Raw genomic sequence first — 20,513 nt, forward strand, 5'->3', positions numbered from 1 at the left:
CGGGTCCGGTTCGTCAGCCCGGGGTGCAGACCTTCGTGACCTCGCTCGCCGCGTCCGTGACCGGCGTGATGTCCGGGGTGGTGTCGCCGTTCTTCACGGCCGTGCGGACGGTCTCGACGCCCTTGGTGAGGTCGTCGACGGCCTTGGAGAGGTCCGCGTTGTCGGTGGTGTCCTTGAGGTTGCCCAGCTCGGTGGAGATGGAGGTCAGGGCCTCCTCGATCTGCGTCGGGTCGTTCGAGGCGCTGGAGACGGCCTGCTGGAGCTTGCTCACCGAGGTGGCTATCGCGTCGGCGGTCTTGACGCAGTCCATGGCCGTGTCGAGGGCCGCGCAGCCGCTCAGGACGGCGGTGAGCGTGGCGGCCGTGGCCACGGCGAGTGCGATGCGGCGCTTCAAGGTGGGTCCTCCCCGGGGCGGGACGTGTGGGCGCACGGATCGTATCCGTGCGCCCCTTGCCCGTCAGGACGCCGTGGCGCCCGGGAGGGTTCCTCAGAGGGTGCCGTCGAGGGCCTTGCGCTGGATCTCGGCCAGGTCGGCGCAGCCGCCGGAGGCCAGGTCGAGGAGGGCGTTGAGCTCCTTGCGGTCGAAGGGCTCGGCCTCGGCGGTGCCCTGGACCTCGACGAAGCGTCCGTCGCCGGTGCAGACGACGTTCATGTCGGTGTCGGCGCGGACGTCCTCCTCGTAGCAGAGGTCGAGGAGGGGGACGCCGTCGACGATGCCGACGGAGACGGCGGCGACGGTGCCGGTGAGGGGCTTGCGACCGGCCTTCACCAGCTTCTTGGACTGGGCCCAGGCGACGGCGTCGGCGAGGGCGACGTACGCGCCGGTGATGGCGGCGGTGCGGGTGCCGCCGTCGGCCTGGAGGACGTCGCAGTCGAGGACGATCGTGTTCTCGCCGAGCGCCTTGTAGTCGATGACGGCGCGCAGGGAGCGCCCGATGAGGCGGGAGATCTCGTGGGTGCGGCCGCCGATCTTGCCGCGGACGGACTCGCGGTCGCCGCGGGTGTTGGTGGAGCGGGGGAGCATGGAGTACTCCCCGGTGACCCAGCCCTCGCCGCTGCCCTTGCGCCAGCGCGGGACGCCCTCGGTGACGGAGGCGGTGCAGAAGACCTTGGTGTCGCCGAAGGAGATGAGGACGGAGCCCTCGGCGTGCTTGCTCCATCCGCGTTCGATGGTGACGGGGCGGAGCTGTTCGGGGGTACGGCCGTCGATGCGAGACATGGGAGGAGCGTATCGGGATACGGCGAGGGGCCCGTTCCCCTGCCGGAACGGGCCCCGCCGACGCGAGCCGGTGGCTCGCGTCAGGTCCTCACATCATGTCCTCGATGTCCGCGGCGATCGGGTCCGCGTCGGTGCCGATGACGACCTGGATGGCGGTGCCCATCTTCACGACGCCGTGGGCGCCGGCGGCCTTCAGGGCGGCCTCGTCGACGAGGGCGGGGTCCACGACCTCGGTGCGCAGGCGGGTGATGCAGCCTTCGACCTCTTCGATGTTCTCGATGCCGCCGAGCCCGGCGACGATCTTCTCAGCCTTGGTGGCCATGTGTTTCTCCCTGTCCGTTCCGTTCGCGAGGACGCGAATCTCGGCGCACCTGCGGTCCGCTTTGCCACGGTAACCCACGGTTGGCCCAACTTCGCGAGCGAGTGCCGCCGTTCTGCCGAATGATGACGATCACCGGCGGCCTGTCCTCAGCGGGCTCCCGGAGCCTACCGCAACTGGTCTACACCAGTGTGCAACGAGACGCGCACCCGGCTTGTTCCGGGCAGGGAGGACGCCCATGAGTAGCGACAGCGCCGCGGCCGCGCCGAAGAAGTCCTGGGGCAGCGGTCTCTTCCAGGGCCTCCAGAAGATGGGCCGCAGCCTCCAGCTGCCCATCGCCGTCCTGCCGGCCGCCGGCATCATCAACCGGCTCGGGCAGCCGGACGTCTTCGGTGCCGACGGCCTCGGCTGGGACAACGTCGCCAAGGTGATGGCGGGCGCGGGCGGCGCGCTGCTCGACGGCAGTCTCGGTCTGCCGCTGCTGTTCTGCATCGGCGTCGCGATCGGCATGGCGAAGAAGTCGGACGGTTCGACGGCGCTGGCGGCGGTGGTCGGCTTCCTCGTCTACTACACGGTGCTCCGCCAGTTCCCGAAGGACTGCCCGGAGGGGACGCGGGACATCGTGGGCGGCTGCCTGGGCGCGGACGACGCCTTCGCGGGGTACACGTACCAGAACCCCGGTGTCTTCGGCGGCATCCTGATGGGCCTGTTCACCGCGTACCTGTGGCAGCGCTACCACCGGAAGAAGCTGGTCGACTGGCTGGGCTTCTTCAACGGCCGCCGGCTCGTCCCGATCATCATGACGTTCGTGGCGATCGCGTTCGCCGCGCTCTGCCTGTGGATCTGGCCGCCGATCGGCGACGCCCTGGAGAGCTTCAGCGACTGGCTGGTCGGACTCGGCGCGTGGGGCTCGGGCATCTTCGGCGTGGCGAACCGGGCGCTGCTCGTCATCGGCCTCCACCAGTTCCTGAACGTGCCCATCTGGTTCCAGTTCGGCACGTACACGAAGCCGGACGGCACGGTGGTGCACGGTGACATCCCGATGTTCCTGGCGGGCGATCCGGACGCGGGCCAGTTCCTGACGGGCTTCTTCCCGATCATGATGTTCGCGCTGCCAGCGGCGGCACTGGCGATCACGCACTGCGCCAGGCCGCACCGGCGCAAGGAGGTCGGCGGTCTGATGCTGTCGGTGGCGCTGACCTCGTTCGTCACCGGCATCACGGAGCCGCTGGAGTACTCGTTCCTCTTCATCGCCCCGGTGCTGTACGCGATCCACGCGGTGCTCACGGGCGTCTCGATGGCGGTGACGTGGGCGCTCGGGGTGAAGGACGGGTTCAGCTTCTCGGCCGGTCTGATCGACTACGTGATCAACTGGAACCTCGCGACGAAGCCGTGGCTGATCATCCCGATCGGTCTGGGCTTCGCGGTCGTGTACTACGCGGTCTTCCGGTTCGCGATCACCAAGTTCAATCTCCCGACGCCCGGCCGCGAGCCGGAGGAGGTGGAGGCGGAGATGGAGCGGGACAACGTGAAGTGAGCCCGCGGTAGCCCCGCCGCACCCCCTGCGGCAAGTCCCGCACCAGGCCCCCGGACCCCACGGTCCGGGGGCCTTTCCGCGCCCGCTACGGAGCGTGTCCGAGCGGGTGAGAATTCACAGGTTCCTTATCTAAGTCGCGCGTGCTAAAACTGGTCTACACCACTCATTGGTGTAGACCACGCGGTCCAGACCACCGCGTTCCACGAGACGCCGCCGTCACCCCCTTTCACTGTCCTCTGGCGGCGCCTTGCCTTACTGGAGGAAGTTGATGAGTACGGCCACCGCCCAGGCCGCCGCTCCCGCGAAGAAGCGCGGATCCGGCCTGTTCCAGGGCCTGCAGAAGGTCGGTCGCAGCCTGCAGCTGCCGATCGCCGTGCTGCCGGCCGCGGGCATCATGGTCCGACTGGGCCAGCCGGACGTGTTCGGCGCCGACGGGCTCGGCTGGGACAAGGTCTCCGCCGTCTTCGGCAACGCGGGCGGCGCCATCACCGGCGCGCTTCCCCTGCTCTTCTGCGTCGGCGTCGCCATCGGCTTCGCCAAGAAGGCCGACGGCTCCACCGCGCTCGCCGCGGTCGTCGGCTTCCTCGTCTACAGCAAGGTCCTCCAGGCCTTCCCCGTCGTCGAGGCGAAGGTCCAGGACGGCGCGGACATCGCCGCGAAGTACAACGACCCCGGTGTCCTCGGCGGCATCGTCATGGGTCTGCTGGCCGCCGTGCTGTGGCAGAAGTACCACCGCACCAAGCTCGTCGACTGGCTGGGCTTCTTCAACGGCCGCCGGCTCGTCCCGATCATCATGGCCTTCGTCGGCCTCGTCGTGGGCGTGTTCTTCGGCCTCGTCTGGGAGCCCATAGGCGACGGCATCTCCAGCTTCGGCGAGTGGATGACCGGTCTCGGCGCCGGCGGCGCGGCCCTCTTCGGCGGTGTCAACCGCGCGCTGATCCCGATCGGCATGCACCAGTTCGTGAACACCGTCGCCTGGTTCCAGATCGGTGACTTCACCAACGCGGCCGGCGAGGTCGTCAACGGTGACATCCCGCGCTTCCTGGCCGGTGACCCGTCGGCCGGAATGTTCCAGTCCGGCTTCTTCCCGATCATGATGTTCGGCCTCCCGGCCGCCGCCCTGGCGATCGCGCACACCGCCCGTCCGGAGCGCCGCGCGGCCGTGACCGGCATGATGGTCTCCCTGGGTCTGACCTCGTTCGTCACCGGCGTGACCGAGCCGATCGAGTTCTCCTTCATGTTCATCGCGCCGCTCCTGTACGTCCTGCACGCCGTGCTGACCGCCGTCTCGATGGCCGTCACCTGGGCGCTCGGCGTCCACGCGGGCTTCAACTTCTCGGCCGGCTTCATCGACTACGCCCTGAACTGGACGCACGCGACCAAGCCGTGGCTGATCATCCCGATCGGTCTCGTCTTCGCGGCGGTCTACTACGTGGTCTTCCGCTTCGCGATCACCAAGTTCAACCTCCCCACCCCGGGCCGCGAGCCCGAGGAGGAGGTCGAGGACCTCACCAAGGCGTGAGTCCCGCCCCGTACGGAGGGAAGGCCCCGGAACCGTCCAGGTTCCGGGGCCTTCCCCGTGTCCGTACGCGGATCCGTGCCCGTACGGCGCGTCCTCAGACCTCGTACACCGCGCCCGATCTCGCCAGCTCCGACGGCCCCGCGTACACCTCGCGCGCGTCCGCCAGGTTCCGTTCGGCGTCCGTCCACGGCGGGATGTGGGTGAGGACGAGGCGGCCGACCCCGGCGCGGGCCGCCTGGGCGCCGGCCTCGCGGCCGTTGAGGTGCAGGTCCGGGACGTCCTCCTTGCCGTGGGTGAAGGAGGCCTCGCAGAGGAAGAGGTCGACGCCCTCGGCGAGCTCGTGCAGCGCCTCGCAGGTGCCGGTGTCCCCGGAGTACGCGAGCGAGCGGCCGCCGTGCTCGACCCGGATGCCGTACGCCTCGACCGGATGGCACACCTTCTCCGTACGGACGGAGAACGGGCCGAGCTCGAAGCTGCCCGACTTCAGGGTGTGGAAGTCGAAGACCTCGCCCATCGCGGTGGGCGACGGCGTGTCCGCGTACGCCGTGGTCAGCCGCTGCTCGGCGCCCTCCGGGGCGAAGACGGGGATCGCGTCGCAGCGTCCGCCCTCGTGCCGGTAGTAGCGGGCGACGAAGTACCCGCACATGTCGATGCAGTGGTCGGCGTGCAGGTGGCTGAGGAAGATCGCGTCGAGGTCGTACAGACCGATGTGGCGCTGCAGCTCGCCCAGGGCGCCGTTGCCCATGTCGAGGAGCAGCCGGAAGCCGTCGGCCTCGACGAGGTAGCTCGAACAGGCCGAGTCCGCGGACGGGAACGACCCCGAGCAGCCGACGACGGTGAGCTTCATGGAGCGTGAACCTCCGTGGACGGGTGCGGGAATGCGCAGGGGAGGGGAGGCTGTGCGGTCTGTCGAGCGTAAGGCGCACCGGGGCCCGTCGCTCCTTCGCGGTGGCCGGTTGTGGGCGAACTCACGGGCTCTGTCACCGGTTCGGATGGATGCCGCCCCGCCACGGCGGAGGGAACCGCGCGCCGGTACCGTCGTGAGGTATGGACACGTCGTGGTGGCCCGCGCTGGTCGCGGTCGTGGTGCTCGCGCTGGTGGTGGCGGTCGTCGACGGGCGGAAGCGGTCGCCGCGCCGCCCCTCCTCCCGGCGCGCTCCGGAGCGGACCCGGCCGCCGGGGCGGACACGGCCCCCGGCCCGGCCGTCGGACGGGCCCGCGGAGCCCCGCAAGGGCCGGGGTCCGAAGGCCGGGGAGATCTGGTGGGCGGACGTGCCCTTCGAGGACGGGCCCGGGTCGAAGGACCGGCCCTGTCTGGTGCTCGCGGTGCGCGGGGGCGGCGCGCTCGTCGCCAAGATCACCAGCAAGCACCACGAGGAGCGGCCCGGGGTGATCGCGCTGCCGCCGGGGACGGTGGGCGACGCGCGGGGGCGGCCGAGCTTCCTGGAGACGGACGAGCTGCGGACCGTGCCGGTGGCGGACTTCCGGCGGAGGGTGGGAGAGGTGGACCCGGCCCTGTGGGACCGGGTCCGTCATCTCGCGAGCTGACCGGAGCGGGTCAGGCCCAGAGCTGGCCCTGGACCGTCTCGATGGCCTCTTCGGTCGTCGCGGCCGTGTAGAGGCCGGTGGACAGGTACTTCCAGCCGCCGTCGGCGACGACGAAGGCGATGTCCGCGCTCTCCCCCGCCTTGACGGCCTTGTTGCCGACGCCGATGGCCGCGTGGAGGGCCGCGCCGGTGGAGACGCCCGCGAAGATGCCCTCCTCCTTGAGGAGTTCGCGGGTGCGGGTGACCGCGTCGGCGGAGCCGACGGAGAAGCGGGTGGTGAGGACGGAGGCGTCGTACAGCTCCGGTACGAAGCCCTCGTCGAGGTTGCGCAGGCCGTAGACGAGGTCGTCGTAGCGCGGCTCGGCGGCCACGATCTTGACGTCGGGCTTGTGCTCGCGCAGGTAGCGGCCGACGCCCATCAGGGTGCCGGTGGTGCCGAGCCCGGCCACGAAGTGGGTGATCGAGGGCAGGTCGGCGAGGATCTCGGGGCCCGTACCGGCGTAGTGCGCACCGGCGTTGTCGGGGTTCCCGTACTGGTACAGCATCACCCAGGACGGGTTCTCGGCGGCCAGCTCCTTGGCGACGCGGACGGCCGTGTTGGAGCCGCCCGCCGCGGGGGACGGGACGATCTCGGCGCCCCACATGGCGAGCAGCTGGCGCCGCTCCTCGCTGGTGTTCTCGGGCATGACGCAGACGATGCGGTAGCCCTTGAGCTTGGCGGCCATGGCGAGGGAAATGCCGGTGTTGCCGCTGGTCGGCTCCAGGATGGTGCAGCCGGGGGTGAGCCGGCCGTCCTTCTCGGCCTGCTCGATCATGTGGAGCGCGGGGCGGTCCTTGACCGAGCCGGTGGGGTTGCGGTCCTCCAGCTTCGCCCAGATCCGGACGTCGTCCGAGGGCGAGAGCCGGGGGAGGCGGACCAGGGGCGTGTTGCCGACCGCCGCCAGCGGGGAGTCGTAGCGCATCCGGATCAGACCATGCCACCGGCGACGGCCGGCAGGATCGTGACGCTGTCGCCGTCGGCGAGCTTGGTGTCGATGCCGTCGAGGAAGCGCACGTCCTCGTCGTTGAGGTAGACGTTGACGAAGCGGCGGAGCTTGTCGCCGTCGACGATGCGGGCCTCGATCCCGGTGTGGCGGGTCTCCAGGTCGGCGAAGAGCTCGGCGAGGGTCCCGCCGCTGCCCTCGACGGCCTTGGCGCCGTCGGTGTAGGTGCGGAGGATGGTCGGGATGCGGACCTCGATGGCCATGGCGTGGGCTCCTGTCGGAAGTGGCGTGGTGGGCGCGCTGCTGGGGCCCCGCGCGGAGGGGGTCGTACGGTGAGGGGGCGTCCGGCGGGCCGCTCAGAGCGCGGCGCGGACCGGGCGGGCCGGTGCTCCGCCCGTACAGATCGCGCTGGCGAGGCGGCCCAGGTCGACGTGCAGGCGGGCTACGAGCATGACCGTGCCCGGAGTCTCTTCGCTCACGTCGTGGGAAACCATGGGCTCATCGTATCGATTCCCGGTCCGGGTTTCGGAATGTGATCTCACATGGTGGATGCTTCCTGACCGCCTGTCGGACCGTGCAGGTAGACGACGGTCGGAGCGCCGCTCCTGGGGTGCGGGACGACCTCGGCGTCCACGCCGTAGACGGCGTCGAGGAGGGCCGGGGTGAGGACTTCGGCGGGGGTGCCGCCGGTGACGACCCGGCCGCGCTCCAGGACGTAGATCCGGTCGCAGTACGCCCCCGCCAGGTTGAGGTCGTGCAGGGCGAGCAGGTTGGTGGTGCCGAGCGTGCGGACGAGGGAGAGGACGTCCAGCTGGTGGCGGATGTCCAGGTGGTTGGTGGGTTCGTCGAGGACGAGCAGGGCCGGGTCCTGGACGAGGGCGCGGGCGACCAGGGCGCGCTGGCGCTCGCCGCCGGAGAGGGTGGGGTAGGGGCGGTCGGCGAAGCCGGTGAGGCCGACGCGGGCGAGGGCGGCGTCGGCGTGCTCGCGGTCGGGTGCGGTGTCGCCCTCCCAGAAGCGCTTGTGCGGGGAGCGGCCGAGGGCGACCAGTTCGCGGACGGTGAGCTCGAAGTCGGTGCCGGTGTCCTGGGGGACGGTGGCGACGCGGCGGGCGCGGGCCTTGGGGCCGAGGGCCCGCAGGTCGTCGCCGTCGAGGAGGGCGCGTCCGGCGGTGGGGGCGAGGGTGCCGTAGACGCAGCGCAGGAGGGTGGTCTTGCCGCTGCCGTTGGGGCCGATGAGGCCGACGGTCTCGCCGGGGCGGACGGTGAGGTCCACGGAGCGGAGGCGCCCCTCGTACGAGAGGCCCTCCAGGCGCAGTTCGGTCACAGGGGCGCTCCTTCGGGGCGGCGGCGCATCAGCCAGAGGAAGAACGGGCCGCCGACGAGGGCGGTGAGGACGCCGACGGGGAGGTCCTGGGGCGCGATGAGGGTCCGGGCGCCGAGGTCGGCGAGGACCAGGGCGAGGGCGCCGCCGAGCGCGGCGACGGGCAGGAGGCGCCGGTGCGGGGCGCCGACGGCGAGCCGGGCGGCGTGCGGGGCCATGAGGCCGATGAAGCCGACGGCCCCGCTCGCGGCGACCATGACGGCGGTGACGAGGGAGACGAGGACGAAGACGGCGGCGCGGAAGCGGGCGGTGTCGAGGCCGAGGACGGTGGCGTCCTCCTCGCCGACGAGGAGCAGGTCGAGCGGGCGGGCGAGGGCGAGCAGGACGCCGAGGCCGAGGAGCAGGACGGCGGCGGGCAGGACGAGGGTGTCCCAGCGGGCGCTGCCGAGGCCGCCGAGGGACCAGTACAGCGCCTCGCGGAAGTGCTCGGGGCGGCCGGCGGCGGCCAGGATCAGGGTGGTGAGGGCGGACAGGACGTACGAGACGGCGACGCCGGCGAGGACGAGCCGGGGGCCGGTCATGGTGCCGCCGCGGCGGGCGAGTCCGTAGACGAGGACGAGGGAGAGCAGGGCTCCCGCGAAGGCGCCGGCGGGCAGGGCGAGGGTGGTGGTGATCCCTCCCCCGATGCCGACGACGAGGACGAGGACGGCTCCGGCGGAGGCGCCGGAGGAGATCCCGAGGAGGAAGGGGTCGGCGAGCCGGTTGCGGACGAGGGCCTGGAGGACGGTGCCGACGACGGCGAGCCCGGCGCCGACGACGACGCCGAGCAGGAGCCGGGGCAGTCGTACGTCGAGGACGATCGTCCGGTACGGGGAGGGGCCGGCCCGCCCGGTCAGGGCGTCGATGACCTGGCCGGGCGGGACGCGGACGGAGCCGAGGGCGAGGGAGGCGAGGCAGGCGGCGGCCAGGGCGAGCAGGAGTCCGGCGACGACGGCGGAGTGGCGCAGGCGGCCTGCGGGGGGCCGGGGGCGCGGGACCCGCGCCGGGACGGCCCGCTTCTCCGTGGTGCTCGGGGCGCGGGTCCCGGTGCTCATCGGGCGGTGGCCGGGTGGAGCTGGGCGGCCAGCTTCTCGACGGCGGCGGGGACGCGGACGCCGAGGACCGCGTCGGAGAGGGGCATCACGGCGAACCGGCGGTTCTTGATCGCGGGGACGTCCTTGAGGGCGGGGTCGTCCAGGAGGCGCTTCTTCTTCTGCTCGACGGTGGTGGAGCCGTAGTCGTAGATGACGACGACCTCGGGCTTGCGGGCGACGACCTCCTCCCAGGCGGCGTCGCCGAAGGCCTTGTCGAGGTCGGAGAAGACGTTGCGGCCGCCGGCGCGGGTGATCAGTTCGTTGCCGATGCCCTTGCCGCCGACGGTGAAGGCGGTCTTGTCGCCGCTGTCGTAGACGAAGACGGGGACGGGCGGGAGGTCCTTGAGGCGCTTCTCGTTGGCGGCGACGGTGGCGCGGGCCTCCGTGATCCACTTCTCGGCGCGGTCGGGGACGCCGAAGGTGCGGCCGACCTCGCTCACCTCCTGGTAGAGGTCGTCCACGGAGGTCTTGCCGGAGGGGCAGTACTCGCCGTTGAGGCGGGTGGACATGCCCGCCTTCCTCAGGTCGTCGCGGCTGCGGCCGTCCTTGGCGTCGAAGGCGGAGGAGTAACCGCCGTAGACGAAGTCGGGGTTGGCGGCGAGCAGGGCCTCCTTGGAGGGGTACTCCTCGGCGAGGACGGGGACGGAGTCGTAGGCCTTCTTGTAGGCGGGCAGGACCGCGTCGTCCAGGTAGGCGGTGCCGACGAGGGACTTCTCCAGGCCGAGGGCGATCATGATCTCGGTGACGTGCTGGTTCATGGTGACCACGCGCTTCGGCGGGGCCTGGAAGGTGCTCTTCACACCGCAGTTGGTGACGGTGTACGGGAAGCCGGGGGCGGCCTTCGCGGGCTTGTCGGCGGCTCCGGGCGCGGGGTCGGCCGAGCAGGCGGCGAGGAGCGGGACCAGGACGGCGGCCGAGAGGGCGGCGGGCAGCAGGGGGCGGCGCCAGGACATGACGGAGCGATCCTCCTCCGGGGATTTCCACGTCCCCGATCGGTGGTGGGCGGACGGCAGGTCAGTTCCTGGCTTCCGCCTCGCAGGAGGCGGTCACAGTGGCGGGACCGTGCCGGATTCGCACCGGCTTCCTGGGTCCTGCCGTCCGTTGGTTTCGCGTCAGTGTCTCATCGGCGTTCCGCCCGTGGTCCTACGCGTAGGCCTCGACGACTTGTACGTCCTCCTCGGTCACGACGCCCTCGACGATGCTGAAGGAGCGGAACTGGAAGGGTCCGGCGCCGTCGGTGTCGGCGGTGGAGACGAGGACGTAGTGGGCGTGCGGCTCGTTGGCGTACGTGATGTCCGTGCGGGACGGGTAGGCCTCGGTCGCGGTGTGCGAGTGGTAGACGATCACGGGCTCCTCGTCCCGGTCGTCCATCTCGCGGTAGAGCTTGAGCAGGTCCGCGGAGTCGAACTCGTAGAAGGTGGGCGAGCGGGCGGCGTTCAGCATGGGGACGAACCGCTCGGGGCGGCCGCTGCCGGCCGGGCCGGCGACGACGCCGCAGGCCTCGTCCGGGTGGTCCGCGCGCGCGTGTTCCACGATCTGGTCGTACAGGGCCCGGGTGATGGTCAGCATGGCGACAGGATAGACAGACGGGCCCTCCCGTACCGAGGGGTGGTACGGGAGGGCCCGGATGCTGGGACGGGTGCGTGTGTGCCCGGTGTCAGGAGCGCTTGGCGAAGGCCGCGCCCTCGGGGTCGCGGGACCTCAGGACCAGGTAGGAGACGCCCAGGATCAGGCCCCAGACCGGCGCGCAGTAGAGGGAGACGCGGGCGCCCTCGTCGATGCCCATCATCACGATGACCATGCCGATGAAGAAGAGCGCGAACCAGCTGCTGAAGGGGGCTCCGGGGGCCTTGAAGGTGGACTGGGGCAGCTCGCCGCGGTTCGCCTTGGCCCGGTAGCGGATCTGGCAGACCAGGATCATGATCCAGGCCCACATGCCGGAGATGGTGGCGAAGGAGACGACGTACTCGAAGGCCTTGCCGGGGGCGACGTAGTTGATCCAGACGCCGACGAGCATCAGCGAGGCCGAGAAGGTCAGGCCGAGCAGCGGGGTGCCGCTCTTGGTCAGCTTGGTGAAGACCTTCGGGCCCTGGCCGTTGAGCGCGAGGTCGCGCAGCATGCGGCCGGTGGAGTACATGCCCGAGTTGCAGGAGGACAGGGCCGCGGTCAGGACGACGAAGTTGACGATGGCGGCGCCGACGCCGAGGCCCATCTTCTCGAAGGCGGCGACGAACGGGGAGACGCCCGGCTGGAACTCGGTCCACGGCACGACCGACAGGATCATGATCAGCGCGCCGACGTAGAAGACGGCGATGCGCCACGGCACGGTGTTGATGGCCTTGGGCAGGACGGTCTTCGGGTCCTTGGACTCGCCGGCGGTGACGCCGACCAGCTCGACGGCGAGGAAGGCGAACATCACGATCTGGAGCGTCATCAGGGTGCTGCCGACGCCGTTCGGGAAGAAGCCGCCCTGGTTCCACAGGTGGGCGACGGTCGCGGTGTCCCCGGCGTCGGAGAAGCCGACGGTGAGGATGCCGGCGCAGATCAGGATCATGCCGATGATGGCGGTGACCTTGACCATGGAGAACCAGAACTCCAGCTCGCCGAAGAGCTTCACGGAGATCAGGTTGGCGCCGTAGAGGATCACGGTGAAGACGAGGGCGGAGATCCACTGCGGGATGTTCCACCAGTACGTCATGTAGGTGGCCGCGGCGGTGACCTCGGTGATGCCGGTGACGACCCAGAAGAGCCAGTACGTCCAGCCGGTCACGAAGCCCCAGAACGGGCCGATGAACTCGCGCGCGTACTCCGCGAAGGAGCCGGACACGGGGCGGTACATGAGCAGCTCGCCCAGGGCCCGCATGATGAAGAAGATGACCAGGCCCGCGATCGCGTAGGCCAGGATGAGGCTGGGGCCGGCCTTGTGGATGGCCTTGCCTGCGCCGAGGAAGAGGCCGGTGCCGATGGCACCGCCGATCGCGATCATCTGGATCTGCCGGGCGCCGAGGCCGCGCTGGTAGCCCTCGCCGCCGCCCACGGCCCCGTCGGTGCCGTCGTGCTGCTTGTCGACCTGCACAGAGGTCATGGTGGTGCGCCTTTCTCCATGCTGATCCGCGCGACTGCGTGTGCGTCTGCCGCGGATCAGATCCTGATCCCCCCGGATGTGGATGGAGTGCCACCGGCGGTCAGCCGGCCCGAGCGCCCTCGGGAAACAGGGGTGGCGTCCCCGAGCGGTCGTGAAGATCTATCACGGGGTGGGCGGAGATCGAGGGAGATGCGCGTGGCGCGGGTCACATGAAAATACGGACGTACCGGATTCAAGAGGACCAAGAGGACGCTCTGATAACGCATTCGTTATCCGGATTTGAGCGTCCGCTGAGCGAACACGCCGTCTCGCGAACCCCCGGGGGGGTTCCCGGGCGGGAGCCCTCAGGAGGAGGACAGCAGGGTCTCCACCAGGGACTCCTGGAGGGCGCCCAGCCAGAGGTACGCCATCACCATCGGCTTGCGCGGGTCGGAGTCCGGCAGCCGGTAGAGCCGCTCGCTCTCCTCGTCGTCCGAGACCTCCAGGCGGGTCCCGATGGTCAGCCGGAGGTCGTTGAGCGTGCCGAGCCAGGCCCGGGACTCGTCCGGGGAGAGCTTGAGGACCGCGCCGCCCTCCCCCGCCGCCTCGGCGGAGAGGGAGTCCAGGGCGCGCACCACCACGAGGGCGTCCTCGCGCTTGCGGGCCCGCAGGTCGTTCTCGGTGTAGCGGCGGAAGTCGGAGGCGGCCGCCCGCAGCTCCTCGGTGTCGTCCCCGTACGCGTCGGGGAAGAGACGCCGCAGGGCGGGGTCGGACGGGGGCTCGCTGGGGCCCTCGGCGAAGAGGGCGGCCAGCGGGTCCGCGTCGGCGGCGGGCTCGTCGCCCGGCCCGATCAGCTCCATGAGCTGCACGGCGAGGGAGCGGAGGATGGAGATCTCGACGTCGTCGAGGGCGACGGCCGCGCCGCCGCCGGCCAGGGCCTCGAAGCGGCCGGCCATCAGCCGCGGTCCTGGGTGAGGGTCGCCCAGAGGCCGTAGCCGTGCATCGCCTGCACGTCCCGTTCCATCTCCTCGCGGGTGCCGCTGGAGACCACCGCGCGGCCCTTGTGGTGCACGTCGAGCATCAGCTTGTGCGCCTTGTCCTTGGAGTATCCGAAGTACGACTGGAAGACGTACGTCACATAGCTCATCAGATTGACCGGGTCGTTGTGCACGAGGGTCACCCAGGGCACGTCCGGTTCGACGACCGCGGAGACCTCCTCGGCCGGTTCCGTACGTTCGATCTCAATAGGCGCGACGCTCACTCCCCCCATGCTGCCATCCCCGGGGGCCCCTCGCACAAACGGGGCCACGCCTCCACCGCGGGCGCGGAACTAGAAATCGTCACTCTGACGATTTCTGCGCTAGCATCACCGGCATGAACGCTGCGGACCTTGGGCTGCCGGTGGACGTGCCGTCGACCGCGCTCTTCACCGACCAGTACGAACTGACCATGCTCCGGGCGGCCCTCGCGGCCGGCACCGCCGAGCGGCGCTCCGTCTTCGAGGTCTTCACCCGGAGGCTGCCCGAGGGGCGGCGCTACGGGGTCCTCGCGGGCGTCGGGCGGGTCCTGGACGCCGTCGAGAACTTCCGCTTCGACCCGGCCGTCCTGGAGTTCCTGCGCGAGCGCTCCATCGTGGACGGGCCGACCCTGGAGTGGCTGTCCCGCTACCGCTTCACCGGCGACATCTGGGGCTACCCCGAGGGCGAGGTCTACTTCCCCGGCTCCCCCGTCCTGCGGGTCGAGGGCTCCTTCGCGGAGTGCGTGCTCCTGGAGACCGTGATCCTCTCGATCCTCAACCACGACTCGGCGATCGCGGCCGCCGCCTCCCGCATGTCGGCCGTGGCCGGCGGGCGGGGCCTGATCGAGATGGGCGCCCGGCGCACCCACGAGCTGGCGGCCGTCGCCGCCTCCCGCGCCGCCTACGTCGGCGGCTTCGACTCCACCTCGGACCTGGCGGCCGGCTTCCGCTACGGCATCCCGACCGTCGGCACCTCCGCCCACGCCTTCACCCTGCTCCACGACAGCGAGAAGGACGCCTTCCGGGCCCAGGTGGAGACCCTGGGGCGCGGTACGACCCTGCTGGTCGACACCTACGACGTGGCCGAGGCCGTGCGGACCGCCGTCGAGGTGGCCGGGCCCGAGCTGGGGGCCGTCCGGATCGACTCCGGCGACCTGCTGCTGGTCGCCCACCGGGTGCGGGCGCAGCTGGACGAGCTGGGCGCCCGGGACACCCGGATCGTCGTCACCTCGGACCTGGACGAGTACGCCATCGCCTCCCTCGCGGCGGCCCCGGTCGACGCGTACGGGGTGGGCACGCAGCTGGTCACCGGCAGCGGCCACCCGACCTGCTCCATGGTCTACAAGCTGGTCGCGCGGGCCGCCTCGGCCGACCCGAAGGCGCCGCTGGTGCCGGTGGCCAAGAAGTCCCTCGGCGGCAAGGCCTCGGTCGGCGGGCGCAAGTGGGCGGCCCGCAGGACCGACGCGACCGGCGTCGCCGAGGCGGAGGTCGTGGGCACCGGACCCGTCCCGGCGGACCTCGCCGACCGGCAGCTGCTGGTTCGGCTGGTCGAGAACGGGCAGGTGGTGGGACGCGAGCCGCTGGAGGCCGCCAGGAACCGGCACATCGCGGCCCGCGCCGGGCTGCCGATGTCGGCGGTCCAGCTGTCGCGCGGCGAGCCCGTGCTGCCGACCGAGTACGCCTGAGGCGTGCGCCGGCCGATCCGCACGACCCGGTCCGTACGATCCGGCCCGTACGCCCCGGCCCCCGCGCCTACGCAGGACGGCGTAGCCGCCCCGGTGGCCCGGGGCGCCCCCCTCCCGAAGGGGAGGGGAAGTCTCTAGTCTCGATCCCACCCCCTCCGACGCCCTAAGGACACCCGCCATGCACCGCGCATTGATCGTTGTGGACGTTCAGAACGACTTCTGCGAGGGCGGCAGCCTCGCGGTGAGGGGCGGGGCGGACGTCGCCGCCGCCATCACCGACCTGGTCGGCCAGACGGCGGGCACCTCCTACCGGCACGTCGTCGCCACCCGCGACCACCACGTGGACCCGGGGGCGCACTTCGCCGCGCCCGGCGAGGAGCCGGACTACGTCACCTCCTGGCCCGTGCACTGCGTGGCGGGCACGGAGGGCGTGGGCTTCCACCCCAACTTCGCGCCCGCCGTCGCCAGCGGGGCGATCGACGCCGTCTTCGACAAGGGCGCCTACGACGCCGCGTACAGCGGCTTCGAGGGGCGGGACGAGAACGGTCTGACGCTCGCGGAGTGGCTGCGCGAGCGGGACGTGGCCGAGGTCGACGTGGTGGGCATCGCCACCGACCACTGCGTCCGGGCGACGGCCCTGGACGCGGCCCGGGAGGGCTTCCGGACCCATGTGCTGCTCGACCTGACGGCGGGCGTGGCCGAGGCGACGACGGAGCGGGCCCTGGAGGAGCTGCGGGCGGCGGGCGTGGAGCTGACCGGCAAGCCGGTGGTCTGAGGCCCCGGAGGGGGCCCTACGCGGCGCGGCCCCGGGGCACGATCCCCGCGGGCGCGTCCCGCACCGCAGGCTCCCTGGGCAGGGAGCGGGCCGGGTGCCAGAGCTCCTGGGCGGCGCCCGGGGTGGACTTCCACAGCAGGCCGTCGGGGTGGTGCAGGACGGCGGTGACCTCGTCCGGCGTGGGCGGCTCGGTGTTCCCCCGGAGGTAGACCGCGCGCAGCCCCAGGTTCCGCAGCCGGGTCAGGGCGCGGGCCCGGTTCGCCGCGTGGACCAGGAAGCGGACGGTGGCGCCGTCGCCGGCCGGACTGGGCAGCCCTATGGCCACGACCACGCTGCCTCCCGGCAGCTTGCAGAACCCTCCGTTGGGCATGCGGAACCACTCCCCCGTGGTCGGTGTCAATAAGAAAAGCGTCAGACGCACCTAAACACGATCGGCCGCCGCCCGCTAGAGGGCGACGGCCGATCATGCTTTGACCTGCGGTTTTATCGGTTACTTCGTGGACGGACCCACGCGGACCGTGATCGTCTCGCCGTTCTTCGGCTCCTTGACGACCTCGATCTTGGTGTTGGTGTCAGTTACCTTGACACCGGCGCGCTCGGTCTCCTTGTACCAGTAGGTGCCCTTCCGGTCGTCGAAGACCGGGTTGCCCTTGAGCGACGGCACGAAGGTCGCGACGTCCGCCTTGTGGAGCTGGAGGGCGTCGGTCCGGAAGGTGCCGAAGGTGGAGTCGTACGCCTGGACGCGGTTGCGCATCAGGGTGCCGTCCTTCCACTTCAGCGGGGACGGGTGGGCGTCGACCGGAAGGATCAGACCCTGGCCCGGGTGGACCGCGGTGTTGTTGTCCTTCTGGGAGAGGTCCCACTTCCAGATGAGCAGACCGTTCTGGTACGGGTAGTGCTCGACCCAGGTGGACTTCTCGCCGGTGAACCCGAAGTTGTACGGGCCGACCTTCAGGGTCTCGTCGTACGAGACGTACTGGCGGTTCTCGGCGATGTAGTACTGCTCGTACGCCTTGGTGAAGCCCTTGCCGACGCGGGAGAAGCCCTTGGCGGCCCAGCCGTTGTCGCCGTTCTCGACGTTGTCGGAGAGGACGGCGGCACCGTCGGCGGTCACGGTGATGGCGTCGGCGGTGAAGCCCTTGCCGCCCGCGCCGCCGTCCGTCTGGTAGCGGAAGCGGAGGTCGAACTTCTTGCCCGCGTACGCGTTCAGGTCGTAGACGAGCTTCTTGTGGGCGCCGGAGACGTCGGTCAGCGCCGGGGCGCCGCTGGCGTCGCGCGGAATCTGCTTGCCGTCGGCGGTGCCGTCCAGGGCGGTCCAGTTGGAGCCGCCGTCGGTCGAGACCTCGGCGTACAGGTAGTCGTAGTCGAGCTCGATGTCGTACCAGCCCTGGAGCTCCAGGGAGGCGGACGTCTTGCCGGTGAGGTCGACCGAGCGGGTCAGGGTGTTCTTGAGGTCGTCACCCATGCCGCTCCACCACTGCGTGTTGCCCTCGGCGGGCGCGACGATCTCGGTGGTGACCGACTTCTTCGGCAGCTCGACGACGAGCGCCTGCGGGTTCTTGGTGTTGTACGCGGCGACGCCCAGCTTGTGGGTGGAGTTCCACTTGCGGGCCTCGTCGGCCACCTTGGTGTAGTTCAGCCAGCCGAGCTGGAGCTTGTCCCAGGCGGTCATGTCGCCGGGCAGGTCGCCGATGGCGTCCTTGCCGCGGCCGAGCCAGGAGCCGGAGGACATGAGCGACCAGAAGCCGGTCGAGTTCTCGGCGCCGGGCAGGCCGGAGGTGTCGTACAGGTCCGGCAGGCCGAGGTCGTGGCCGTACTCGTGCGCGAAGACGCCGAGGCCGCCGTTCTCCGGCTGCATCGTGTAGTCGCCGACCCAGATGCCGGTGTCGCCGATCTGCGTGCCGCCGGCCTTGTTGTTCGCCGGGCCGGTCTTGCCCGCGTTGGTGCCGTAGGCGTACCAGCGGTGGGCCCACAGGGCGTCGCCGCCCTGGGCGCCGCCGCCCGCCGACTCGTCCTCGCCCGCGTGGACGATCTGGAAGTGGTCGATGTAGCCGTCGGCCTCGTTGAAGTTGCCGTCGCCGTCGAAGTCGTACCGGTCCCACTGGTCGTACTGCGCCAGGTCGGCCTTGATCTGGGCGTCGGTGCGGCCCTTGGCCTTCTGGTCGGCGGTCCACGCGGTGACACCGTCGCGGACGGCGTCCCAGACGTTGGCGCAGTTGCTGTTGCCGCAGTAGTTCGAGCCGTAACGGGCCTCGTTGTACTCGACCTTGACCCAGTCGGAGACCGCGCCCTCGACCGAGTAACGGCCGGAGGAGGTCCTCTCGTAGTAGGTCTTCAGCGACTGCTTGGGCTGCCCCTTGGCGTCCTTGCCGGTCCCGAAGTACAGGTCCTGGAAGTGCGCCTGGTTGTAGTCCTTCTGCCAGGCCGTGGAGTTGTCGTTCTTGCGGTTCGGCTTGGCTATCTGGTTGTGCAGCGGGCCGGGCGTGCCGCCGAACTTCGGCTTCGGCTCGGTCGTGTCGTCGTCGGCGCGGTCGACCAGGGTGGTGCTGTCCACCTTGTCGCCGAACTCGACGAGGATCGTGAAGATCTTGTCGGTCTTCTCGCGGCCCAGCTCGACGTACTTCTTGCTGTCGAGCTTGACGACCTGGGAACCACCGCGGCGCTCGACCTTCTTCTTGCCGCTGAGCACCTGCTCCAGGGCGGCCTTGCGCTGCTGCGCCTGCTGCTCGCTGAAGGGGCCCTCGAGGTCGTGGTCGACCGCCGTCTTGTCGATGCCCGCCGCGCCGGGCGCGCCGGGCGCCGGGTCGTGGCGGACGTCGGCCGGTGCGGCGTTGCCGTCGTTGTGGGCCCACGCGGTGGTGAACGTCGAGGCGGTGGCGGCGGTGGCCGCGAGCGCCACGACGACTGCGGACGTTCTGATCGCCCGTCGTCTGTTGGTCACTTGATGTAGTCCTCCCCGGCGCCCGCACTCACGGACCGAAGGTGGGGTGTCCGCCCGGCGGGTCGCGCGTCACAAGTGACGACATTCGACCGGAGTGAGGCAAGAAAAGACAGATCTTGACTTGCACATACCAACTGCACTATGTGGGAGCGGTTTCCCGGTAATCGGACGCCCGATGGGCGCACCGTGGAGGATTTTTGACGATCGCATGACCCTGTGCGCCCCCCGTGCACCGGCACCGGGTGAGGTCGTGCTTACCCCTCGTTCCCCCCGGGCATCCACCGTCGTAGAGTCGCAGCGATGTCTTGAGGGGCGGGTACTCGTCATGCAGCGTCCGAACGCCGCACAGCTCACCTACGGTTCGGCCACCGTCGTCCTCGCGACCGTCGCCCTGCTGCTCTCCGGCACGACGACGCTCCCCGGCATCGCCGCGGCGTGCGCCGCCGGACTGCTGCTCGGCGTGCTCGTGGCGGTGACGATGCCGGGGCGGGCGGGGCCCGTCAAGACCTCCGCACCGGTCCGGTCCGCTTCCGGGACCTCCGGGACCTCCGGGAACGAGGAGATCCGGGTGCCGGCCGCGCGCGTGGGCGGGAGTGCCGGGACCCGGATCGGTTCGTGACCCGCGGGACGTGAGGTCCTACCGCGGGACGGAGACCACCACCGTCTTCGCCGCCTTGTCGTGCAGGCCCTGCTTGTAGGGCTTGTCGACCAGGATCAGGATCAGCAGGAGCAGCGGCCACAGACAGGCGCAGCAGATCAGCGCGGGCAGCCACAGCACGACGGCGCGCAGCAGCGACTGGCTCATCGGGGGCGTCGAGCCGTCGTTGAGCATCGCGACCCGCAGCTTCATCAGCTTCTTGCCGAGGGTCTGGCCGTTCCTGGCCGTCAGGATCGTGTCGTAGGCGACGTACGCGACGATCGTGATGAGCTGGAAGACCAGCTGGCCCCCGCCGTTGAAGCTGTTGACCGCGTCGCCGAAGTCGTCGTCGGACGACACCCGGTCGTAGACCTTGAACGGGATGCCGATGATCGCGAGCGGCACCGCGACGATGATCCAGTCGATGAGCCGGGCGAGGATGCGCCGGCCGGAGTCGGCGAGCGGCGGCATCCCGGCGAGCGGATCGGTCCCGCCGTACCCGCCGCCGTAGCCGCCTCCGTACGGGGGCGGGGGCGGGGGCATGTTGTTGTCGTACGGGGAGCCTCCGCCGCCGCCGTACGGGGAGCCGTACGGGTTCCCGGGCGGGGGCGGACCGCCCGGCGGAGGGCCGCCCGGCGGCGGGCCCTCGGGGGGCGGACCGGCGGGCGGCGGCTGGCCGCCGGCGGACGGCGGGGGCTCCTGCGGCCTCTTGCGGAACGGGTCGTCGTCGGGCGGCGGACCGGGCGGCGGCTGGTCGGTGCTCATGGGGGCAGTGCATCCCGGGCGGGACGCCCCCGCAAGGAATCGCCGCC

23 protein-coding genes and 1 riboswitch are annotated in these 20,513 nt (G+C 70.9%); of the genes, 6 read left to right on the top strand and 17 right to left on the bottom strand.

Annotated elements, in window-relative coordinates; genetic code table 11:
* Window positions 1-13: 13 nt before the first annotated feature.
* From CP977_RS12930 to CP977_RS12940, 3 genes are all read right to left on the bottom strand, one after another.
* A complete protein-coding gene (locus tag CP977_RS12930; RefSeq protein WP_030210106.1) occupies window positions 14-394 on the bottom strand; it encodes a hypothetical protein in 381 nt (126 codons plus the stop codon).
* A gap of 93 nt (window positions 395-487) precedes the next feature.
* Entirely contained in the window at window positions 488-1,219 is a 732-nt protein-coding gene (gene rph / locus CP977_RS12935) for a ribonuclease PH (protein WP_062755292.1), read from the bottom strand.
* Window positions 1,220-1,307: 88 nt separating this feature from the next.
* Window positions 1,308-1,541, bottom strand: coding sequence for a PTS sugar transporter subunit IIB (locus CP977_RS12940; RefSeq protein ID WP_030210103.1), 234 nt, complete (start codon window positions 1,539-1,541; stop codon window positions 1,308-1,310).
* 235 nt (window positions 1,542-1,776) lie between these two features.
* Here CP977_RS12940 and CP977_RS12945 point away from each other — a divergent pair, with 235 nt between their 5' ends.
* Both CP977_RS12945 and CP977_RS12950 read left to right on the top strand, forming a co-directional pair.
* Entirely contained in the window at window positions 1,777-3,075 is a 1,299-nt protein-coding gene (locus tag CP977_RS12945) for a PTS transporter subunit EIIC (RefSeq protein WP_152370135.1), read from the top strand.
* Window positions 3,076-3,343: 268 nt separating this feature from the next.
* Window positions 3,344-4,597 carry a PTS transporter subunit EIIC gene (locus tag CP977_RS12950; RefSeq protein WP_062755288.1) on the top strand — a complete coding sequence of 418 codons (1,254 nt, stop codon included), beginning with the start codon at window positions 3,344-3,346 and terminating at the stop codon, window positions 4,595-4,597.
* A gap of 94 nt (window positions 4,598-4,691) precedes the next feature.
* On the opposite strand, the gene CP977_RS12955 is transcribed toward CP977_RS12950, so the two are convergent.
* Window positions 4,692-5,444 carry an MBL fold metallo-hydrolase gene (locus CP977_RS12955; protein WP_062755286.1) on the bottom strand — a complete coding sequence of 251 codons (753 nt, stop codon included), beginning with the start codon at window positions 5,442-5,444 and terminating at the stop codon, window positions 4,692-4,694.
* Between the two features lie 200 nt (window positions 5,445-5,644).
* Here CP977_RS12955 and CP977_RS12960 point away from each other — a divergent pair, with 200 nt between their 5' ends.
* Window positions 5,645-6,145 (top strand): type II toxin-antitoxin system PemK/MazF family toxin, encoded by a 501-nt coding sequence (locus tag CP977_RS12960; protein WP_152370136.1) that lies wholly within the window; start codon window positions 5,645-5,647, stop codon window positions 6,143-6,145.
* A gap of 10 nt (window positions 6,146-6,155) precedes the next feature.
* Here CP977_RS12960 and CP977_RS12965 read toward each other — a convergent pair whose 3' ends face one another.
* The 10 genes from CP977_RS12965 to clpS form a co-directional block, all read right to left on the bottom strand.
* The gene (locus tag CP977_RS12965; RefSeq protein ID WP_062755282.1) at window positions 6,156-7,106 is read right to left on the bottom strand and encodes a PLP-dependent cysteine synthase family protein; all 951 of its coding nucleotides are present in this window, start codon (window positions 7,104-7,106) and stop codon (window positions 6,156-6,158) included.
* 5 nt (window positions 7,107-7,111) lie between these two features.
* Window positions 7,112-7,390, bottom strand: a complete 279-nt coding sequence (locus CP977_RS12970) for a MoaD/ThiS family protein (protein WP_062755280.1) — start codon at window positions 7,388-7,390, stop codon at window positions 7,112-7,114.
* Between the two features lie 93 nt (window positions 7,391-7,483).
* Complete coding sequence (locus CP977_RS34045; protein ID WP_159057798.1) at window positions 7,484-7,621, bottom strand: putative leader peptide; 138 nt, start codon at window positions 7,619-7,621, stop codon at window positions 7,484-7,486.
* Between the two features lie 44 nt (window positions 7,622-7,665).
* Window positions 7,666-8,451, bottom strand: a complete 786-nt coding sequence (locus tag CP977_RS12975; protein WP_062755277.1) for an ABC transporter ATP-binding protein — start codon at window positions 8,449-8,451, stop codon at window positions 7,666-7,668.
* Window positions 8,448-9,542 (bottom strand): FecCD family ABC transporter permease, encoded by a 1,095-nt coding sequence (locus CP977_RS12980; protein ID WP_079131187.1) that lies wholly within the window; start codon window positions 9,540-9,542, stop codon window positions 8,448-8,450. The genes CP977_RS12975 and CP977_RS12980 overlap by 4 nt, the downstream gene beginning before the upstream one ends.
* The gene (locus CP977_RS12985) at window positions 9,539-10,534 is read right to left on the bottom strand and encodes an ABC transporter substrate-binding protein (RefSeq protein ID WP_152370137.1); all 996 of its coding nucleotides are present in this window, start codon (window positions 10,532-10,534) and stop codon (window positions 9,539-9,541) included. Before CP977_RS12985 ends, CP977_RS12980 begins: the two co-directional genes overlap by 4 nt.
* Before the next feature lie 42 nt (window positions 10,535-10,576).
* Window positions 10,577-10,691, bottom strand: a riboswitch (cobalamin riboswitch).
* 33 nt (window positions 10,692-10,724) lie between these two features.
* Window positions 10,725-11,150 carry a M67 family metallopeptidase gene (locus CP977_RS12990; protein ID WP_062755273.1) on the bottom strand — a complete coding sequence of 142 codons (426 nt, stop codon included), beginning with the start codon at window positions 11,148-11,150 and terminating at the stop codon, window positions 10,725-10,727.
* An 88-nt stretch (window positions 11,151-11,238) separates the two neighbouring features.
* Window positions 11,239-12,666 (bottom strand): amino acid permease, encoded by a 1,428-nt coding sequence (locus tag CP977_RS12995; protein WP_152370138.1) that lies wholly within the window; start codon window positions 12,664-12,666, stop codon window positions 11,239-11,241.
* 344 nt (window positions 12,667-13,010) lie between these two features.
* Window positions 13,011-13,601, bottom strand: coding sequence for a DUF2017 domain-containing protein (locus CP977_RS13000; protein ID WP_152370139.1), 591 nt, complete (start codon window positions 13,599-13,601; stop codon window positions 13,011-13,013).
* Entirely contained in the window at window positions 13,601-13,915 is a 315-nt protein-coding gene (clpS, locus tag CP977_RS13005) for an ATP-dependent Clp protease adapter ClpS (RefSeq protein WP_062755265.1), read from the bottom strand. The genes CP977_RS13000 and clpS overlap by 1 nt, the downstream gene beginning before the upstream one ends.
* Before the next feature lie 104 nt (window positions 13,916-14,019).
* On the opposite strand from clpS, the gene CP977_RS13010 reads away from it, so the two are divergent.
* Window positions 14,020-15,348, top strand: a complete 1,329-nt coding sequence (locus CP977_RS13010; RefSeq protein WP_079131185.1) for a nicotinate phosphoribosyltransferase — start codon at window positions 14,020-14,022, stop codon at window positions 15,346-15,348.
* A 178-nt stretch (window positions 15,349-15,526) separates the two neighbouring features.
* Complete coding sequence (locus tag CP977_RS13015) at window positions 15,527-16,123, top strand: isochorismatase family protein (protein ID WP_062755261.1); 597 nt, start codon at window positions 15,527-15,529, stop codon at window positions 16,121-16,123.
* Window positions 16,124-16,139: 16 nt separating this feature from the next.
* Here the strand turns inward: CP977_RS13015 and CP977_RS13020 are convergent, their stop codons facing one another.
* Together CP977_RS13020 and CP977_RS13025 are read right to left on the bottom strand one after the other, a co-directional pair.
* Window positions 16,140-16,493: a hypothetical protein gene (locus CP977_RS13020; protein ID WP_062755259.1), complete on the bottom strand. Its 354-nt coding sequence runs from the start codon at window positions 16,491-16,493 to the stop codon at window positions 16,140-16,142.
* A 120-nt stretch (window positions 16,494-16,613) separates the two neighbouring features.
* Window positions 16,614-19,064: an immune inhibitor A domain-containing protein gene (locus tag CP977_RS13025; RefSeq protein ID WP_152370140.1), complete on the bottom strand. Its 2,451-nt coding sequence runs from the start codon at window positions 19,062-19,064 to the stop codon at window positions 16,614-16,616.
* 325 nt (window positions 19,065-19,389) lie between these two features.
* Here CP977_RS13025 and CP977_RS13030 point away from each other — a divergent pair, with 325 nt between their 5' ends.
* Window positions 19,390-19,683: a hypothetical protein gene (locus CP977_RS13030; protein WP_152370141.1), complete on the top strand. Its 294-nt coding sequence runs from the start codon at window positions 19,390-19,392 to the stop codon at window positions 19,681-19,683.
* Between the two features lie 18 nt (window positions 19,684-19,701).
* On the opposite strand, the gene CP977_RS13035 is transcribed toward CP977_RS13030, so the two are convergent.
* Window positions 19,702-20,466, bottom strand: a complete 765-nt coding sequence (locus tag CP977_RS13035) for an RDD family protein (protein ID WP_062755253.1) — start codon at window positions 20,464-20,466, stop codon at window positions 19,702-19,704.
* Window positions 20,467-20,513 lie beyond the last annotated feature (47 nt).

Source organism: Streptomyces cinereoruber, from assembly GCF_009299385.1.
GTDB lineage: Bacteria > Actinomycetota > Actinomycetes > Streptomycetales > Streptomycetaceae > Streptomyces > Streptomyces bikiniensis.

Coding starts and splice junctions, on each gene's coding strand:
- rph (WP_062755292.1), bottom strand. CDS start 1,219: ATGTCTCGCATCGACGGCCGTACCCCCGAACAGCTCCGCCCCGTCACC.
- CP977_RS12940 (WP_030210103.1), bottom strand. CDS start 1,541: ATGGCCACCAAGGCTGAGAAGATCGTCGCCGGGCTCGGCGGCATCGAG.
- CP977_RS12945 (WP_152370135.1), top strand. CDS start 1,777: ATGAGTAGCGACAGCGCCGCGGCCGCGCCGAAGAAGTCCTGGGGCAGC.
- CP977_RS12950 (WP_062755288.1), top strand. CDS start 3,344: ATGAGTACGGCCACCGCCCAGGCCGCCGCTCCCGCGAAGAAGCGCGGA.
- CP977_RS12955 (WP_062755286.1), bottom strand. CDS start 5,444: ATGAAGCTCACCGTCGTCGGCTGCTCGGGGTCGTTCCCGTCCGCGGAC.
- CP977_RS12960 (WP_152370136.1), top strand. CDS start 5,645: ATGGACACGTCGTGGTGGCCCGCGCTGGTCGCGGTCGTGGTGCTCGCG.
- CP977_RS12965 (WP_062755282.1), bottom strand. CDS start 7,106: ATGCGCTACGACTCCCCGCTGGCGGCGGTCGGCAACACGCCCCTGGTC.
- CP977_RS12970 (WP_062755280.1), bottom strand. CDS start 7,390: ATGGCCATCGAGGTCCGCATCCCGACCATCCTCCGCACCTACACCGAC.
- CP977_RS34045 (WP_159057798.1), bottom strand. CDS start 7,621: ATGGTTTCCCACGACGTGAGCGAAGAGACTCCGGGCACGGTCATGCTC.
- CP977_RS12980 (WP_079131187.1), bottom strand. CDS start 9,542: ATGAGCACCGGGACCCGCGCCCCGAGCACCACGGAGAAGCGGGCCGTC.
- CP977_RS12985 (WP_152370137.1), bottom strand. CDS start 10,534: ATGTCCTGGCGCCGCCCCCTGCTGCCCGCCGCCCTCTCGGCCGCCGTC.
- CP977_RS12990 (WP_062755273.1), bottom strand. CDS start 11,150: ATGCTGACCATCACCCGGGCCCTGTACGACCAGATCGTGGAACACGCG.
- CP977_RS12995 (WP_152370138.1), bottom strand. CDS start 12,666: ATGACCTCTGTGCAGGTCGACAAGCAGCACGACGGCACCGACGGGGCC.
- CP977_RS13000 (WP_152370139.1), bottom strand. CDS start 13,601: ATGGCCGGCCGCTTCGAGGCCCTGGCCGGCGGCGGCGCGGCCGTCGCC.
- clpS (WP_062755265.1), bottom strand. CDS start 13,915: ATGGGGGGAGTGAGCGTCGCGCCTATTGAGATCGAACGTACGGAACCG.
- CP977_RS13010 (WP_079131185.1), top strand. CDS start 14,020: ATGAACGCTGCGGACCTTGGGCTGCCGGTGGACGTGCCGTCGACCGCG.
- CP977_RS13015 (WP_062755261.1), top strand. CDS start 15,527: ATGCACCGCGCATTGATCGTTGTGGACGTTCAGAACGACTTCTGCGAG.
- CP977_RS13020 (WP_062755259.1), bottom strand. CDS start 16,493: ATGCCCAACGGAGGGTTCTGCAAGCTGCCGGGAGGCAGCGTGGTCGTG.
- CP977_RS13030 (WP_152370141.1), top strand. CDS start 19,390: ATGCAGCGTCCGAACGCCGCACAGCTCACCTACGGTTCGGCCACCGTC.
- CP977_RS13035 (WP_062755253.1), bottom strand. CDS start 20,466: ATGAGCACCGACCAGCCGCCGCCCGGTCCGCCGCCCGACGACGACCCG.